At 74.1% G+C, this 14,113-nt stretch carries 20 protein-coding genes, 1 pseudogene and 1 riboswitch; of the genes and pseudogenes, 15 read left to right on the forward strand and 6 right to left on the reverse strand.

Going from position 1 to position 14,113, the window contains the following annotated elements; genetic code table 11:
* Position 1 precedes the first annotated feature (1 nt).
* The 5 genes from C6N75_RS09590 (at position 2) to C6N75_RS09610 (ending at position 3,429) form a co-directional block, all read left to right on the forward strand.
* Positions 2-391 (forward strand): PTS-dependent dihydroxyacetone kinase phosphotransferase subunit DhaM, encoded by a 390-nt coding sequence (locus C6N75_RS09590; protein WP_258177312.1) that lies wholly within the window; start codon positions 2-4, stop codon positions 389-391.
* A gap of 64 nt (positions 392-455) precedes the next feature.
* A riboswitch (cobalamin riboswitch) is annotated at positions 456-677 on the forward strand.
* 29 nt (positions 678-706) lie between these two features.
* Positions 707-1,441, forward strand: a complete 735-nt coding sequence (locus tag C6N75_RS09595; RefSeq protein ID WP_105868444.1) for an energy-coupling factor ABC transporter permease — start codon at positions 707-709, stop codon at positions 1,439-1,441.
* Positions 1,438-1,821 (forward strand): energy-coupling factor ABC transporter substrate-binding protein, encoded by a 384-nt coding sequence (locus C6N75_RS09600; RefSeq protein WP_105868445.1) that lies wholly within the window; start codon positions 1,438-1,440, stop codon positions 1,819-1,821. The genes C6N75_RS09595 and C6N75_RS09600 overlap by 4 nt, the downstream gene beginning before the upstream one ends.
* Before the next feature lie 4 nt (positions 1,822-1,825).
* Positions 1,826-2,575, forward strand: a complete 750-nt coding sequence (gene cbiQ / locus C6N75_RS09605) for a cobalt ECF transporter T component CbiQ (RefSeq protein ID WP_105868446.1) — start codon at positions 1,826-1,828, stop codon at positions 2,573-2,575.
* Positions 2,572-3,429 carry an energy-coupling factor ABC transporter ATP-binding protein gene (locus C6N75_RS09610; protein ID WP_105868447.1) on the forward strand — a complete coding sequence of 286 codons (858 nt, stop codon included), beginning with the start codon at positions 2,572-2,574 and terminating at the stop codon, positions 3,427-3,429. The genes cbiQ and C6N75_RS09610 overlap by 4 nt, the downstream gene beginning before the upstream one ends.
* Before the next feature lie 27 nt (positions 3,430-3,456).
* Here C6N75_RS09610 and C6N75_RS09615 read toward each other — a convergent pair whose 3' ends face one another.
* The gene (locus C6N75_RS09615; RefSeq protein ID WP_105868448.1) at positions 3,457-3,822 is read right to left on the reverse strand and encodes an MmcQ/YjbR family DNA-binding protein; all 366 of its coding nucleotides are present in this window, start codon (positions 3,820-3,822) and stop codon (positions 3,457-3,459) included.
* Positions 3,823-4,007: 185 nt separating this feature from the next.
* Here C6N75_RS09615 and C6N75_RS09620 point away from each other — a divergent pair, with 185 nt between their 5' ends.
* A complete protein-coding gene (locus C6N75_RS09620) occupies positions 4,008-4,856 on the forward strand; it encodes an isocitrate lyase/PEP mutase family protein (RefSeq protein ID WP_105868449.1) in 849 nt (282 codons plus the stop codon).
* On the opposite strand, the gene C6N75_RS09625 is transcribed toward C6N75_RS09620, so the two are convergent.
* Positions 4,825-5,805 carry a LysR family transcriptional regulator ArgP gene (locus C6N75_RS09625; RefSeq protein ID WP_105868450.1) on the reverse strand — a complete coding sequence of 327 codons (981 nt, stop codon included), beginning with the start codon at positions 5,803-5,805 and terminating at the stop codon, positions 4,825-4,827. The two genes, C6N75_RS09620 and C6N75_RS09625, sit on opposite strands and share 32 nt — an antisense overlap.
* A 68-nt stretch (positions 5,806-5,873) precedes the next feature.
* On the opposite strand from C6N75_RS09625, the gene C6N75_RS09630 reads away from it, so the two are divergent.
* Positions 5,874-6,497 (forward strand): LysE/ArgO family amino acid transporter, encoded by a 624-nt coding sequence (locus C6N75_RS09630; protein WP_105868451.1) that lies wholly within the window; start codon positions 5,874-5,876, stop codon positions 6,495-6,497.
* A gap of 28 nt (positions 6,498-6,525) precedes the next feature.
* Here the strand turns inward: C6N75_RS09630 and C6N75_RS09635 are convergent, their stop codons facing one another.
* Positions 6,526-7,245 carry an NADPH-dependent F420 reductase gene (locus C6N75_RS09635; RefSeq protein WP_105868452.1) on the reverse strand — a complete coding sequence of 240 codons (720 nt, stop codon included), beginning with the start codon at positions 7,243-7,245 and terminating at the stop codon, positions 6,526-6,528.
* A 220-nt stretch (positions 7,246-7,465) separates the two neighbouring features.
* Between C6N75_RS09635 and C6N75_RS09640 the strand changes: the two genes are divergently transcribed.
* The gene (locus C6N75_RS09640; RefSeq protein ID WP_105868541.1) at positions 7,466-8,119 is read left to right on the forward strand and encodes a DUF2238 domain-containing protein; all 654 of its coding nucleotides are present in this window, start codon (positions 7,466-7,468) and stop codon (positions 8,117-8,119) included.
* 18 nt (positions 8,120-8,137) lie between these two features.
* Here C6N75_RS09640 and C6N75_RS09645 read toward each other — a convergent pair whose 3' ends face one another.
* Positions 8,138-9,745, reverse strand: a complete 1,608-nt coding sequence (locus C6N75_RS09645) for an FAD-binding oxidoreductase (RefSeq protein ID WP_105868453.1) — start codon at positions 9,743-9,745, stop codon at positions 8,138-8,140.
* Positions 9,746-9,874: 129 nt separating this feature from the next.
* On the opposite strand from C6N75_RS09645, the gene C6N75_RS09650 reads away from it, so the two are divergent.
* Positions 9,875-10,540 carry a TetR/AcrR family transcriptional regulator gene (locus tag C6N75_RS09650; protein WP_105868454.1) on the forward strand — a complete coding sequence of 222 codons (666 nt, stop codon included), beginning with the start codon at positions 9,875-9,877 and terminating at the stop codon, positions 10,538-10,540.
* On the opposite strand, the gene C6N75_RS30570 is transcribed toward C6N75_RS09650, so the two are convergent.
* Both C6N75_RS30570 and C6N75_RS31470 read right to left on the reverse strand, forming a co-directional pair.
* The gene (locus C6N75_RS30570) at positions 10,513-10,653 is read right to left on the reverse strand and encodes a hypothetical protein (protein WP_181160414.1); all 141 of its coding nucleotides are present in this window, start codon (positions 10,651-10,653) and stop codon (positions 10,513-10,515) included. The genes C6N75_RS09650 and C6N75_RS30570 overlap by 28 nt on opposite strands.
* 245 nt (positions 10,654-10,898) lie before the next feature.
* Positions 10,899-11,083 (reverse strand): annotated as a pseudogene (locus C6N75_RS31470) (cellulose binding domain-containing protein); the annotation flags it as partial.
* Between the two features lie 122 nt (positions 11,084-11,205).
* Between C6N75_RS31470 and C6N75_RS09660 the strand changes: the two are divergent.
* From C6N75_RS09660 to C6N75_RS09680, 6 genes are all read left to right on the forward strand, one after another.
* Entirely contained in the window at positions 11,206-12,225 is a 1,020-nt protein-coding gene (locus tag C6N75_RS09660; RefSeq protein ID WP_105868455.1) for a DUF932 domain-containing protein, read from the forward strand.
* A 105-nt stretch (positions 12,226-12,330) separates the two neighbouring features.
* Entirely contained in the window at positions 12,331-12,513 is a 183-nt protein-coding gene (locus C6N75_RS09665) for a hypothetical protein (RefSeq protein WP_105868456.1), read from the forward strand.
* A 227-nt stretch (positions 12,514-12,740) separates the two neighbouring features.
* On the forward strand, positions 12,741-12,932 hold the full coding sequence (locus C6N75_RS09670) for a hypothetical protein (protein ID WP_105868457.1): 192 nt from the start codon (positions 12,741-12,743) through the stop codon (positions 12,930-12,932).
* A 97-nt stretch (positions 12,933-13,029) separates the two neighbouring features.
* Complete coding sequence (locus C6N75_RS09675; protein ID WP_105868458.1) at positions 13,030-13,242, forward strand: DUF7455 domain-containing protein; 213 nt, start codon at positions 13,030-13,032, stop codon at positions 13,240-13,242.
* 270 nt (positions 13,243-13,512) lie between these two features.
* The gene (locus C6N75_RS30120) at positions 13,513-13,746 is read left to right on the forward strand and encodes a hypothetical protein (RefSeq protein ID WP_146132515.1); all 234 of its coding nucleotides are present in this window, start codon (positions 13,513-13,515) and stop codon (positions 13,744-13,746) included.
* Positions 13,747-13,834: 88 nt separating this feature from the next.
* Positions 13,835-14,110 carry a hypothetical protein gene (locus tag C6N75_RS09680; RefSeq protein ID WP_146132516.1) on the forward strand — a complete coding sequence of 92 codons (276 nt, stop codon included), beginning with the start codon at positions 13,835-13,837 and terminating at the stop codon, positions 14,108-14,110.
* Positions 14,111-14,113: the final 3 nt, after the last annotated feature.

Here is a 14,113-nt window from a genome sequence, read left to right on the forward strand (position 1 = left end):
GGTGGGCATCGTGCTGGTGTCGCACAGCGCCGAGGTGGCGGAGTCGGTGGCGGGGCTGGCGCGCGGGCTGACCGGCGGGCCGAGTGTGCCGGTGGCGGCGGCGGGCGGGCTGCCCGGCGGCGGGCTCGGCACCAGCGCGGAGCTGATCGCGGCGGCGGCCGCGTCGGTGGACGGCGGTTCCGGGGTGGCGGTGCTCGCCGATCTCGGCAGCGCGGTGCTGACGGTGAAGGCGCTGCTCGCTGAGGGCGGCGAACTCCCGGACTCCGCCAGGCTGGTGGACGCGCCGTTCGTGGAGGGCGCGGTGGCCGCGGTGGCGACGGCGGCGGCCGGCGGGGACCTGGACGCGGTGGCGGCCGCGGCGTCGGAGGCGTACGGCTACCGCAAGGAGTGAGGCGGCGCCCGGCGCGGGCCGGACCCCGGCTCCGGTCCACCGGCCGGTACCAGGGTTGTGATGTACCTGGTCAACGCACTAGGGTCACACCGCCTTGGTGTACGGGAAACCGGTGCGGAACCGGTGCGGCCCTCGCCACTGTGATCGGGAAGTCCGGGTCCACTCCCGGGGGCGCGGCCTCCGGGAAGCCACTGGGTCCGCCGCGGGAGACCGCGGCGTCCGGGAAGGCGGAGCCGAGGCGGCATGACCCGTCAGCCAGGAGACCGGCCGGGGCGTGTTGTCCATCCACGAGGTGCTGGAGAGGGTCTCCCGACCATGCATATCGCCGAGGGCTATCTGCCCCCTGCGCACGCGGCCGCCTGGGCTGTCGCGTCCGCCCCGTTCGTCGTACACGGTGTGCGCGCCCTGACGCGGGAGGTCCGGAGCAACCCGGAATCCACGCTTCTGCTGGGTGCGTCCGGTGCGTTCACCTTCGTCCTTTCCGCCCTGAAGATACCCTCGGTCACGGGCAGTTGCTCGCATCCGACCGGTACGGGGCTGGGCGCCATCCTGTTCCGGCCGCCGATCATGGCGGTGCTGGGCACCATCACCCTGCTCTTCCAGGCGCTGCTGCTGGCGCACGGCGGGCTGACCACGCTCGGCGCGAACGTCTTCTCGATGGCGGTCGTCGGGCCGTGGGCCGGCTTCGGGACGTACTGGCTGCTGCGGCGCTCGGGCGCGTCGCTGATGGTCGCGGTCTTCTTCGGCGCGTTCGTGGCCGACCTGTCGACCTACTGCGTCACCAGCGTGCAGCTCGCGCTGGCCTTCCCCGACCCGGGCTCCGGCATCCCGGGGGCGCTGGCGAAGTTCGGCTCGATCTTCGCGCTCACCCAGATCCCGCTGGCGGTCAGCGAGGGCCTGCTCACCGTGCTGGTGATGCGGCTGCTGACCCAGTCCAGCAAGGCGGAACTGCTGCGTCTGGGCGTGCTGTCGAAGCTGACCGGCAAGGGCGGCTCGAAGGGCGCCGAGGCCGGCGCCGCGGGCGAGGAGAAGGAGACGGTGACCCGATGAGCCGCAACGCGAAGGTCAACACGCTGCTGCTGCTCGTGGTGGCGGCGCTCGCCGTGCTGCCGCTGGCGCTGGGCCTCGGAGACCACAAGGAGGAGCCGTTCGCCGGCGCCGACGCGCAGGCGGAGACCGCGATCACGGAGCTGGCCCCGGACTACGAGCCGTGGTTCGCGCCGCTGTACGAGCCGCCGTCCGGTGAGGTCGAGTCGGCGCTGTTCGCCCTGCAGGCGGCGCTCGGCGCGGGGGTGCTGGCGTACTACTTCGGGGTGCGCCGGGGCCGCCGCCAGGGCGAGGCGCGGGCGGCGGCCGCCGGGGAGGGGACGGCGGCCGGCGCCGGGCGCGCGAGGGCCGACGCGGCCCGGGACGCCGGGGCTGCCGAGTAGCCGGGTGCTGCCGATCGACGCGGCGGCGCACGGCAGTCGCTGGCGCCGCCGGCATCCCGGCGAGAAGGCGGTCCTCGGGTTCGGTCTGACGCTGTGCGCGGTGGCTCTGCCGGCCTGGCCGGGCGCCGCGCTGGTGGGCACGGCGACACTGGCGGTGCTGCTGGGCCCGGCCGGGGTGGCGCCCCGGCTGCTGTGGCGGGCGTTCCGCGTGCCGCTGGGCTTCTGCGTGACGGGCGCGGCGCCGCTGCTGTTCCAGGTGGGCGGGGCCGGCGGACTGGTGTCGCCGGCGCCGGACGGGCCGCTGCACGCCGGGGAGTTGCTGCTGCGGACCTCGGCTGCGTCCCTCGGGGTGCTGCTGTTCGCGTTCACCACTCCGGTCTCCGACGTGCTGCCGCGCCTGGTGCGGGCCGGGGTGCCGGCGCCGGTGGTGGATGTGGCGCTGGTGATGTACCGGATCGGTTTCCTGCTGCTGGACACCGTGGCGCGGGTGCGGCAGGCGCAGCACGCCCGGCTGGGGCAGGCGAGCCGGGCGGCCGCGTGGCGGTCGCTGGCCGGGCTGGGCGCGACCGCGTTCGTCCGGGCCTTCGACCGGGCGGCACGGCTCCAGGACGGGCTGGCCGGCCGGGGCTACGACGGCACGCTGCGGGTCCTGGTGCCGCGGGCGGAGGTCTCCCGCCGCTTTCTGGCCGCGACGGCCGGCCTGCTGGCCGTGCTGGTCGTCCTCACCTACGCACTGAGAGGTCTCCTGACATGAGCGGGCACCCGGGCGGGCCGCCGGTGGTGGAACTGGTCGGCGCCGGATACGCCTACGACGAGGGGCCGGCGGTGCTCGGCGGCGTGGACTTCGCGGTCGGCGAGGGCCGGACGACGGCGCTGCTGGGCCGCAACGGCAGCGGCAAGACCACGATGCTGCGGCTGCTCAGCGGCGGGCTGCGGCCGGTCGAGGGGCGGCTGAGGCTGGCCGGCGAGGACGTGGCGTACGACCGGGCCGGGCTGGTGAAGCTGCGCACGACCGTGCAGCTCGTGGTGCAGGACCCGGACGACCAGTTGTTCGCCGCCTCGGTGGCGCAGGACGTGTCGTTCGGGCCGATGAACCTCGGGCTGGCCGAGGACGAGGTGCGCGCCCGGGTGGACGGGGCGCTGGAGGCGCTGGACATCGCGGCGCTGGCGGACCGGCCCACCCATCTGCTGTCCTACGGGCAGCGCAAGCGGGCGGCGATCGCCGGCGCGGTGGCGATGCGGCCGCGGGTGCTGATCCTGGACGAGCCGACGGCGGGGCTCGACCCGCACGGGCAGGAGCGGCTGCTGGTGGTACTGGAGCGGCTGCGGGCCTCGGGGACGACGGTGCTGATGGCCACCCATGACGTGGACCTGGCGCTGCGGTGGGCGGACGACGCGGCGGTGCTCACTCCGGCCGGTCCGCGCACCGGGCCGGTGGCCGAACTGCTGGTGGACCGTGAGCTGCTGGCCGAGGCCGGGCTGCGGCGGCCGTGGGGCATGGCGGTCGCCGCGGTCCTGCGCGAGCGGGGTCTGCTCGCGCCGGACGCGCCCGGCCCGCGCACCGCCGAGCAGCTCGACGCGTGGGCCGCCGCCCTCCGCGCCACCTGACGCCCGGCAGACCCGCGCCGCCCGGCGTCAGCCGGGGGCCGGGGCGCCGGGGCGCAGTCCGGGGTGGTCCTCGGTCAGCCGGGGTGGTGCGGCCTGGCGCCAGGAGTCGACCAGGATGTCGCGCAGCTCGGCGAGGTCCTCCAGGGCGGCGAGGCGGACCCGGACCCACGCGGAGCTCGCCTCGTGCGGCGGGACCCAGAACTTCTCCGGCTCCGCGGCGATCAGCTCGGCGCGCTCGTCGCGGGGGCAGCGGACGGCGAACGAGGTCTGGTCGTCGGGCACGGTGACGTACATCTTCCCGGCGACCCGGAAGGTGGGCATGGCCCAGGCCTCCTTCTCCACCGTCTCGGGGAAGGACAGGGCGATCCGGCGGACGTCCTCGGCATCGATCATGCGCCCCACCGTAGCCAGCACCACTGACAACGGGCCGCCGGCCGTTGTCCGGTTCGCGCTGATGCCAACGGGTGAGCGGCGTTGGGGGGCGAAACGATCTTCCTGTGACGCTGGGTCGTCGACCACCCGCTCGGCGGCCGCCGTCCCCCTCCCTCCGGCGGCCGCCCGTTCCCCCTGGAGGCACGATGGGCCACGGGCACCGGCTGCGCGACGCGATCGCGAGCCCCGGGACCACCCCCCTGATCGGCGTCTACGACATGTACTCCGCCTCGCTGGCGGCACGGCACTACGACGGCTTCTTCCTCTCCGGCTTCGGTTTCGCCGCCTCGTACTACGGCCTTCCGGACATCGGTTTCATCGCCTGGCCGGACATCGTGGCGTTCGCCGAGAGGCTGCGGCCGGCCTTCCCCGAGCACCATCTGCTGGTGGACATCGACGACGGCTACGCCGATCCGGAGGTGGCCTGCCATGTCGTGCGGAGGCTGGAGCGGGCGGGCGTCTCGGGCGTCGTCCTGGAGGACCAGCAGCGGCCCCGGCGGTGCGGGCACGCGGACGGCAAGCGGATCCTGCCGCTGGAGGAGTACCTGGACAAGCTGCACCGGGTGCTGGACAGCCGGAGCGAGATGGTCGTGGTGGCGCGTACCGACGCGGTCGAGGAGGGCGAGATCCTGCGGCGGGCCGCCGCGCTGGCGAAGAGCGGCGCGGACGTGGTCCTGGTGGACGGGGTGCGGGACGTGGTGACGATCCGGCGGGTCCGCGAGGCGGTCGCCGGCGTCCCGCTGCTGTTCAACCAGATCGGCGGCGGCAACTCGCCCCGGCTGTCCCTGACCGAGCTGTCGGAGCTGGGTGTGGACGTGGCGATCTACAGCACCCCGTGCCTGTTCGCCGCGCACGAGGCGATCGACGGCGCGCTGAGGGAGCTGCGGGAGGCGGACGGGCGGCTGCCCGGGCGCGCGGGGGCGATCGGCGTGCGGGACGCCACGCTGCTGCTGGAGGCCAACGTCACCGGCCGGCGGACCGGCGGACCGGCCTGACCGGCCCGCCCGGGGCGGCGGGCGTGGCGCCCGGGCCGTCCGCCGGCGGGCGCAGGGCCCGGGCGGCCGCCTCGGCGACCGCCCGGGCCACCGCGGCCAGCGCCGGCGAGTCCAGCTTCCACTGCTGCCAGTAGAGCGGGACGTCCAGCGGCCGGTCGTCCGCCAGCGGCACCACGGCGCCCCGCTCCAGCAGCGCGAGCGCCTGCGGCTCGGGCACCAGGCCCCAGCCCAGGCCGGCCGCCACCGCGTCGGCGAACCCCTCGGAGGTGGGTACGAGATGGCGTACCCGGCTCGCCGCCGCCGCGCCGCCGGTGAGCGAGCGGGCGAAGGCGTCCTGGTGGTCGTCGCGCCGGTCGAACTGGACCACCGGCGCCTCGCGCACGAAGCGCGCCAGGTCCCGCGGCGGCAGCCCGGGGTGGCGGGCGAGCAGCGCCGGGCTGACCACCGGCAGGTAGCGGAAGCGGCCCAGCCGGCGCACCGTGCACCCGGCGACCGGGTCGGGCGAGGAGGTCACCGCGGCCATCACCTGCCCCTCGCGCAGCAGCGCCGTGGTGTGCGCCTCGTCCTCGCGGTACAGCTCGAAGCAGACCGGCGGGTCCCGCTCCAGCCCGGTCAGCGCCGGCAGCAGCCAGGTGGCCAGGGAGTCGGCGTTGACCGCGATCGGCAGCCGGGCCGGCCCCTGCCCGTCGTCGATGCCCAGCTCCGCGCGGGCGTCGCGCTCCAGCCGGGCCGACTGGCGGGCGTAGCGGACGATCACCTCGCCGGAGGCGGTGGCCCGCACCGGTCTGGTCCGCAGCAGCAGGACCCGTCCGGTGCGCTGCTCCAGCGCCTTCACGCGCTGGCTGACCGCCGACGGCGTCACGTGCAGGACGGCGGCCGCCGCGTCGAAGGTGCCCTCGTCGACCACCGCGAGGAGGGTCCGGACCTGGTCCAGGGGAAGCTCTTCCATCACGCTGGCTCATGGTACGTAAGAATCTTTAGCTGTACTGTCGGTCGCTCGCTTCCTACCGTCGTCCCATGACGTACGGCACCCTCACCACCGCACTGGCCGGATTCGGCACCGGCCTCTCCCTCATCGTCGCCATCGGCGCGCAGAACGCCTTCGTGCTGCGCCAGGGCGTGCACCGGCACGCGGTGCTGTGGGTGGTGGGGATCTGCGCGCTGTCCGACGCGGCCCTCATCGTGCTCGGCGTGGCGGGGGTCGGCGCGGTGGTCACCGCCTGGCCGGCCGCGCTCACCGCGGTCGCGGTGGCGGGCGGGCTGTTCCTGCTCGGCTACGGCCTGCTGGCCGCGCGGCGCGCCCTTCGGCCGGCCGGGGCCGCCGCCCTGGACGCCCGCGGCGCCGCCACCGGTTCGGCGCGCGCCGCGGTGCTCACCTGCCTGGCCCTGACCTGGCTCAACCCGCACGTGTACCTGGACACGGTGCTGCTGCTCGGCTCGGTGGCGGCCGACCACGGCACCGGGCGCTGGGTGTTCGGCGCGGGCGCCGCGGCGGCCAGTCTGGTCTGGTTCGCGGCGCTCGGCTACGGTTCCCGGCTGCTGAGCGGGCTGCTCGCCCGGCCCCGGGCCTGGCGGGCGCTGGACGGCCTGGTCGCGGCGACCATGCTGACCATGGGCGGGCTGCTGCTGGCCGGCGCATGACCGGCGGCGAGCCCGCCCCGGGCCGGGGTCAGTCCTCTTCGGCGGGGGCGGCGCCGGCCGGGCGGCGCGCCTGGGCCAGGGCGGCACGGAGCCGGCCGGCGCCGGCCGGCGCGCCGGGGTCGTCGGCCGCGATGCCGAGGCCCTGCGGGTTCTTCGCGTACGGGACGACGTAGGCGGGGGTGTCCCGCTGGAAGCGCCAGCTCGCGGCGAGCGGGCCGGTGTCGACGGCGTCGTAGCCGAGCAGGTCCAGCAGCCTGGCGGCGTCCGCGCGCGCCTCGGGGTCGTCGGCGGCGATGGGCAGCGCCGAGCGGTCGGCGGCGCCGGACGGACGGGCCAGCGCGGCCAGGTGGGCGAAGTAGATGTTGTTGAACGCCTTGACCACGTGGGACTGCGGCAGGTGCCGCTGGAGCAGTTCGCTGGTGGTGGTCCGCTCGGCGTCCAGCTCCGGGATCCGGCCGTCGCGCTCGGGGTAGTAGTTGCCGGTGTCCAGCACGATCTTGCCCGCCAGCGGTTCCACGGGCACCTGGCGGTAGTTCCTCAGCGGCACGGTGACGACGACCCAGTCGCCGGCCGCCGCCGCCTCGGCCGGGGTCGCCGCCCGGGCGCGCGGGCCCAGTTCGGCGACCAGGTCCGTCAGGGTCTGCGGCCCGCGCGAGTCGCTCAGGACGACGTCCAGGCCGGCGGCGACGCCGAGCCGGGCGAGGGTGCTGCCGATGTTTCCGCTGCCGATCAGTCCGAGAGTGCTCATGCCGGTGACAGCCCGGCGGCCCCGCACGGTATTCCCCCCCCGCCGGCGGGGGGCGACGCATCGGGGCCGGGGCGCTCGGCGGCGCCGGCGACCACGAGGGCGCCCGCCCCGGATGAGTGCGCGTACTCATGCCGCGCGCTCCGGCGGGCCGCACGATATGGCCCTGATCCCGGCCGCGTCCGGCCCCGATCGCCGTCCCCTGACCGACGAGGAGCCCGCCATGCCCACCGCCCTCCCCGGCACCGCCCCGCTCGCCGCACGCCGGCGCAGGCTGCCCGCCGCCCTGGTGGTGCTGGTGCTCGCCGCCGTCGCCGTCTCGGCGTGGCGCCCCGAGGACCCGGTCACCTGGCTGCTGGAGACGGTGTGGGTGCTGGTCGGGCTGCCTCTGGCGGTGCTGGCGCGCCGCCGCTTCCCGCTCAGCGACCTGCTGTGCTGCCTGCTGGCCGCGCACGCGGTGGTGCTCCTGGTGGGCGGCCACTACACCTACGCGGAGGTGCCGGCCGGCGACTGGGTGCGCGACCTGCTGGGCCTGGAGCGCAACCCCTACGACCGGTTCGGCCATCTGATGCAGGGCTTCGTGCCCGCCCTCCTGGTGCGCGAACTGCTGGTGCGCACCTCGCCGTTGCGCGGCAGCCGCTGGCTGGCGCCGCTGGTGGTCTGCGCCTGTCTGGCGTTCAGCGCGGTGTTCGAGATGCTGGAGTGGGCGGCGGCGGTGACCGGCGGGCACGCCGCCGACGCGTTCCTGGCCACGCAGGGGGACGAGTGGGACACCCAGTGGGACATGTTCTGCGCGCTGATCGGCGCGAGCCTGTCGCTGCTGCTGCTCGGCAGGCTGCACGACCGCCGTCTGGCCGAGCTGACGCACCGCCCCTGAGCGGCGCGGCCGGGCGGCTCACGGGCCCACCAGCACGCCCGGGTTGAGGATGCCGTGCGGGTCGAGGGCGTCCTTGGCGGCGCGCAGGGCGAGGGCGAAGGGCTCCGGCCGCTGGCGGTCGTAGCCGGGGCGGTGGTCGCGGCCGACCGCGTGGTGGTGGGTGATGGTGGCCCGGTGGCGGTGCAGGATCCCGGTCGCCGCTGCCTTGATCTCGTCCCACACGGCTTCCTCGTCGCCGGGCCGTCCGGCCGCGAGCACCGTGAAGTAGGGGGCCGCGCCGTCCGGGTAGACGTGGGTGAGGCGGCAGTTGACGGTCGCCGGGCGCCCGGTGGCCCGCCGGGCCGCCTCCGCCGTCCCGGTGCGGACGTCCTCGACGAGGGCCGGCAGCCTGTCCCAGGTGGCGGCGGTCTCGAAGGTCTCGGCCACCGCCCCCATCCGCGCCAGTCCGTCCCGCAGGTAGGGCATCCGCAGGAAGACGGACCGCCAGGCGGCGACCGCGTCGCCGGCCGGGTCGCCGGGCTCCGCGCCGTGCGGCGCGGAGCCGCCGTGGGCGCGGGCCAGCTCGACCGCCTCGGCCAGCTCGGCCCGGACCGGGCCGGTGGCCGACTCGAAGCCCAGCACCAGGACCGACGAGCCGTCGTGGGAGGCCCCGGCGAGCGCGGCCTCCCCGGCGTCCAGCAGCCGGCAGTTGGCCGGGGCCAGGTCGGACTGGGCCAGCGCGCGGACCGCTTCCAGTGCGTCGCCGAAGCGGCGGAACGGCAGCGCGGCGGACGCCTTGTGGCGGGGCCGCTCCTGTAGCCGCATCCACGCCTCGGTGATGACGCCGAGCGCGCCCTCCGAGCCGAGGAAGAGCCGGTCGGGCGAGGGTCCGGCGCCGGAGGAGGGCAGCCGCCAGGACTGGGCTGTCCCGGCGGGGGTGACCACCCTCAGCGACTGGGTGAAGTCGTCGACGCGGGTGCGGCCGGTGGCGTAGTGGCCGCCGGCCCGGGTGGCGAGCCAGCCGCCGAGAGTGGAGAACTCGAAGCTCTGCGGGAAGTGGCGCAGCGTCAGGCCGTGCGGGCGCAGGGCCGCCTCCAGGTCCGGGCCGAGGATGCCGGCCTGGACGCGGGCGGCGCGGCTGACCGGGTCGATCTCCAGGACGCGGCGCATGGCGGTCAGGTCCAGGCTGAGCACGGCCCGGTGGGCGTCGCCCCGGTATTCCACTCCCCCGGTGACCGAGGACCCGCCGCCGTAGGGGACGACGGCCACCCCGTGGGCGCCGGCCCAGTCGAGCAGGTCGGCCACGTCCTGGTCGCGGGCCGGGTGGGCGACCAGGTCGGGCACCCGCCCCAGGCGCCCGCGCAGCGCGCGTACGACGTCCCGGTAGGCCTTGCCCAGGGCGTGCGCGGCGCGGACCTCGCGGTCGTCGGTCACCAGCGGGGCCAGGCTCTGCGGCGGCCGGACCGCGGGCGGGCCGACGGGCAGGTCGGCGACGCGCGGGACGGGCAGCGGCCGGGCCAGGGTGCCGGGGAGCAGCGCGCCGAGCGCGGCGCACTCGGCGTCGTCGGGGTGGGCGTCGGCCCACCCCCAGCCCCACCAGGAGCGGACGCGGGAGGGGGTGCGGGCGGGGGTGGCGGCTTCGCTCATGGTGCGGCTGCTCCAGCGGCTCGGTGACCGTGCCAACGCGTGCTCTGCCTGCGGTGAGTCGTCGGCGCGGACATCGCCCCCGCCGTCATATTACCGAAGCGTAAATTACCGTATGGTAAATTCGCGGATATGGCCAGCCCCTCGTCCCGAACCGGTACCAAGGGCGTCCCGCGGGCCGTGCGGGAGCGGCAGATCCTGGACGCCGCCACCGAGGAGTTCGGCCGCCGCGGGTACGCCGCCGCCTCGCTGGCCGCGGTGGCCGGCCGGGTCGGCGTCACCAAGACGCTGCTGCACCAGTACTTCGGCGCGAAGCAGGACCTCTGCCTGGCCTGCCTGGTCCCGGTCGGCGACCGGGTGCTGGAGGCCGTGCGCACCGCGACGGCCGACCACGGGGACGGTGCGCCGCCCGACCCGGTGCGGGTGCTGCACGGCCTGTTCACCGCCCTGGAGGGCTGCCGAGAGGGCTGGTTCGTGCTCTACGACCCCGCACTGCCCGCCGACGGGGAGGCGGCCCGCCGGGCCCGGCGCTACCGGGCGGAGATCGACCGGCTCGCCGCCGCCGGCGCCGCGCGGCTGGTCGGCGCGAGCGCCGCCCCGCAGGCCGAGGCGGCGCTGGACGCCGACGCGCTGACGTATGCCTGGCGGGGAGTCGTCACCGCGCTGGTGCGCTGGTGGATCAAGCACCCCGGCCAGTCGCCGGAGCAGATGGCCCGGCGCTGCGCCCGCCTGTTCGCCGCCGCGGGCGCGGTCTTCGCGCCGGGGGTGGATCAGGAGGGCAGCGCGACGCCCCGGTAGACGCGGTCGAGCAGCCGGAACAGCGGCGCGTCGGCCAGGGGCGGGGCGGTCCTGGAGCCAGTGGTGACGGTGTGCGCGGCGAAACCAACACCCTCGCTGGACTGCGGCGTCACGCGGTCGTCCGGGGAGATCCCGAGGACGGCCCGCACTTCGGGGACGCACTCAGCCGGCGCCGCACGCGCCGGCCCCCGTCGCGGAGCGCCGCGGCACGCCGTACCGCGGCTCTCGGCGGCCGCCCTGCGCACCGTCCGCCTTCCGGCGGCCGGGGACGATCCGCACGGGGCGCCGGCCCGGGACCGGGCCGGCGGGCGAGCGCCCGGGGTCCCACCGGCGGCGGGGCCCCGGGCGCCCGGCGGGCTCAGACGTTCGGGACGGTGTCCTCGAAGGACGTGCCGGCGCCGCGGTAGGCGGCGACCTTCGCCTGGACCTGGGCCGGGATGAGCCCCTGGCCTTGACGTGCAGGACGTAGTCGACCTGCTGGTCGTAGGCGCGCGGAGTGGTGCTGGTCTGGCCCTGGAGGTCGATCAGCCACTGGTTGAAGTTGTGCCTTATGGCACCTGACCTGCACTGATGCCAGCGTAGCAGCACTCATCGAAAGCCTCCTTCGGGGGGCTTTTTGCATGCTCTCATCCCGTTTCATCCCATCCCCAACCAAGGAGCGCACCATGTCGCGCGAAACTCTCGACTGGCTGTCCAGCAACACCCTCATCGGCTTCACCGAGAAGAGGGGCCCCGCCTGGCACCACCGGGCCGGCGACGACAATCACTACCCCGGCCCCATCCCGGTCGAGCTGGTGGAGCGCCGCCTCTTCGACTGGGAGGCCGAGGAGCGGGAGCTGTTCACCGCCACCCACAACCCCGGCTCCGGTGAGTCAGCATTCCGTGCAGTCCTCGGCTCGAAGGCCATCGTCCGCAGCGACACCGGATCGGTGCTCGGGATCTTCAAGGACGGCTATCAGCCGCACCAGTACCGCGAGTGGCTGCTGAGCAACGTCGCCACCATCCTGGACGACGATCTCCAGATCGGCTCGGCCGGACTGCTCCGCGGTGGTGCCATCGCCTGGGTGTCCGTGGAGGTGGCCGAGAACCGCAGCATGGCCGGCGGCATCGTCTTCCGGCCGTTCCTGATGGCCACGACCAGCTTCGACGGATCACTGGCCACCACGTACAAGCGGGGTGTCACCAACGTCGTCTGCGACAACACCATGAACGCCTTCCTGCGGGAGGCCGGCGAAACCTTCCGCGTCCGGCACTCCGCGAAGTCGCTGACCAAGCTGGCGCGGGCCCGCGACGCCCTGGGCATCGTCTTCGACACCGGCGACGCTTTCGAGCGGGAGGTCGAGCACCTGCTGTCCGTGAAGGTGGACGACGCCACCTGGGGCCGCATCGTGGACGAGCTGATGCCCATGCCGGACAACCTCACGACGCGGGCCGGCAAGGTCGCCGCAGCCCACGCCACGAAGAAGCGGGACGCCGTCCAGCAGCTCTACCACCACGACCTGCGGGTTGCCCCCTGGGCGGGCACCGGCTGGGGCGCGTGGCAGGCGTTCAACACCTGGGGCCAGCACGAGAAGCAGGTGCGCGGCGCCACCCGCCAGGAGCGGAACATGCTCCGCACCGCGACCGGCGACATCGAGAAGGAGGACGTCGCCACGGTTGAGCGCATCCTGTCGCTCGCCGCATGAGGCCCCGCTCCGCACCCGTTCCTCGGGCTGCCGAGCGGATGAGGGCCCGACCTGAGCGCTCAGGTCGGGCCCGCCCCTTTCCATCACCTACCGAAGGACCCGCGCATGCCCGCATACAACGGAACCCGCCACCACAACGCCAAGCTCGACAACCGCAAGGTCCGCCAGGCCCGCAAGAGCTTCGACACCGGCAAGTGGACGGTGACCGCCCTCGCCACGAAGTACGGCGTCTCCTGGGGCACCATGTACGCCCTGCTGAAGCGGCAGACGTGGAAGCACGTCGCCTGACTCAGACACCCTCACAGCACATGGGGAGCTGGACACTCCACCCATCCCTGTGAGGGCCTAAGCCCCTTTCTCCGCAGCTCCGTTGCTACCCGGTGCCGCGTCGAGAAAGGGCAGCCGCTCCCCATTGGCGTGGGTTGCAGCGGCGGCCCCCGGCATCGCTTTAGGGATGGGGCGATGCCGGGGGCTCCTGATTCCCATCCCCTACGTCCGGAAACGGGGCGGCAGTCATGAACGAGAACATCCGCCCCGGCGACGGGGTCTACTACCACGGCTCCCTCACCGAATGCCACGGGCTCTACACCGTGACCTACGTGAATGAGGCGCGGCGTCTGCACCTGGCCTCCGATGAGGAGCAACTGCAAGGCGTCTGGCCGGACTCCGTCGAACTTCTGATCCGAGGCAGCAATGAATTCACGTGAATGGTCCCCGTCCAACCCTGACGGCGACCTGGCCCCTCTCCTCCAGCGCTCCATCGACGCCGCGAAGCGACGCCACCCCTCCGGAAAGGCTGAGCCCATGGCCGGAACACTGACCGCCGCTGACCGCTGCGACCGATGCCCGGCCGCCGCCGCGTACCGCGTCCAGAAGGACGATGCGCCTCTGGCGCTCGACTTCTGCGGCCACCACTTCCGCAGCAACGCCGCTGACCTCTACGCGGAGGGCTGGACCGTCACCCTCGGCAATCCGGACGTCGTGGGCCTGCCCGACCTGGAAGGGACACCGTCATGAAGCAGCAGATCATGAAGCGGAAGCCCGTGCGCAGTCGCCGGGGCGAGTGGGAGACCGCTGCCGACGCGGAGCGCCACGACCGTGCCGTACGAGCCCGCCGGCGTGCCGCGCGGGAGTCGAAGCGGGCGGAGAGGATGCTCCGGTACCTGGCCGAGTGTGAGGCTTCACCGTGAGCGTCGAGCGCCGGCGGTCTATGAGCGACCGCCGGTTCTACGCCCTCCTCGTCTGGTCGCTGATTGTCCTCCTGCTCATCATCGGAGCTCTGTCCGGATGAGTCAGCGCTACGTGCCGCCGGCGCTTCTGTCGGCGGCCTGGGCGGCGGCCGTGGCCGGAACCGCGCCGCCACCGCCGCCGCTTCCAAGCAGCAAACTGAAGCACGACTCCCACTTCCATGTCTTCGGAACCTTGTACGGCTGCGACGCATGTGAAGAGCTCTGCTTCTGCGTCCAGACCAAGGCCGCTTATGGCAAAGACATCGTGTGCGTCTTCTGTGAGGCGCAATAAGGGACATCTCTGGTACCGAGACACTTTCGTGTACCCCCCGACCAATATCAAAACCAACTGGTGCGTTAGTTGTGGGGTGAGTATCACCATGCCTGAAATCAGCGGGTGGACCATCAGATGGCACGCCTTGCAGCGCGCGCTGGACATGGCCGTTGAAGGCGAAGAGATCCGACTCTGCCTGACGGAACCGAAGCTCATTTCAGATTCGCCGGAGCGCTACCCGAAAGAATGCAAGATTTACGAGCGCGGGCGCATAGCTATCGCCGTGAACGAGGAAACCCGTGAAGCGATAACCGTCCTGTGGAACACCGGCGGTTACTGGCGTTTCGACCGAGACGACGATGAACTGTGGTGGCGCGATTGAAGG

Origin of the sequence: Streptomyces solincola (assembly GCF_002982015.1) — a bacterium.
GTDB lineage: Bacteria > Actinomycetota > Actinomycetes > Streptomycetales > Streptomycetaceae > Streptomyces > Streptomyces solincola.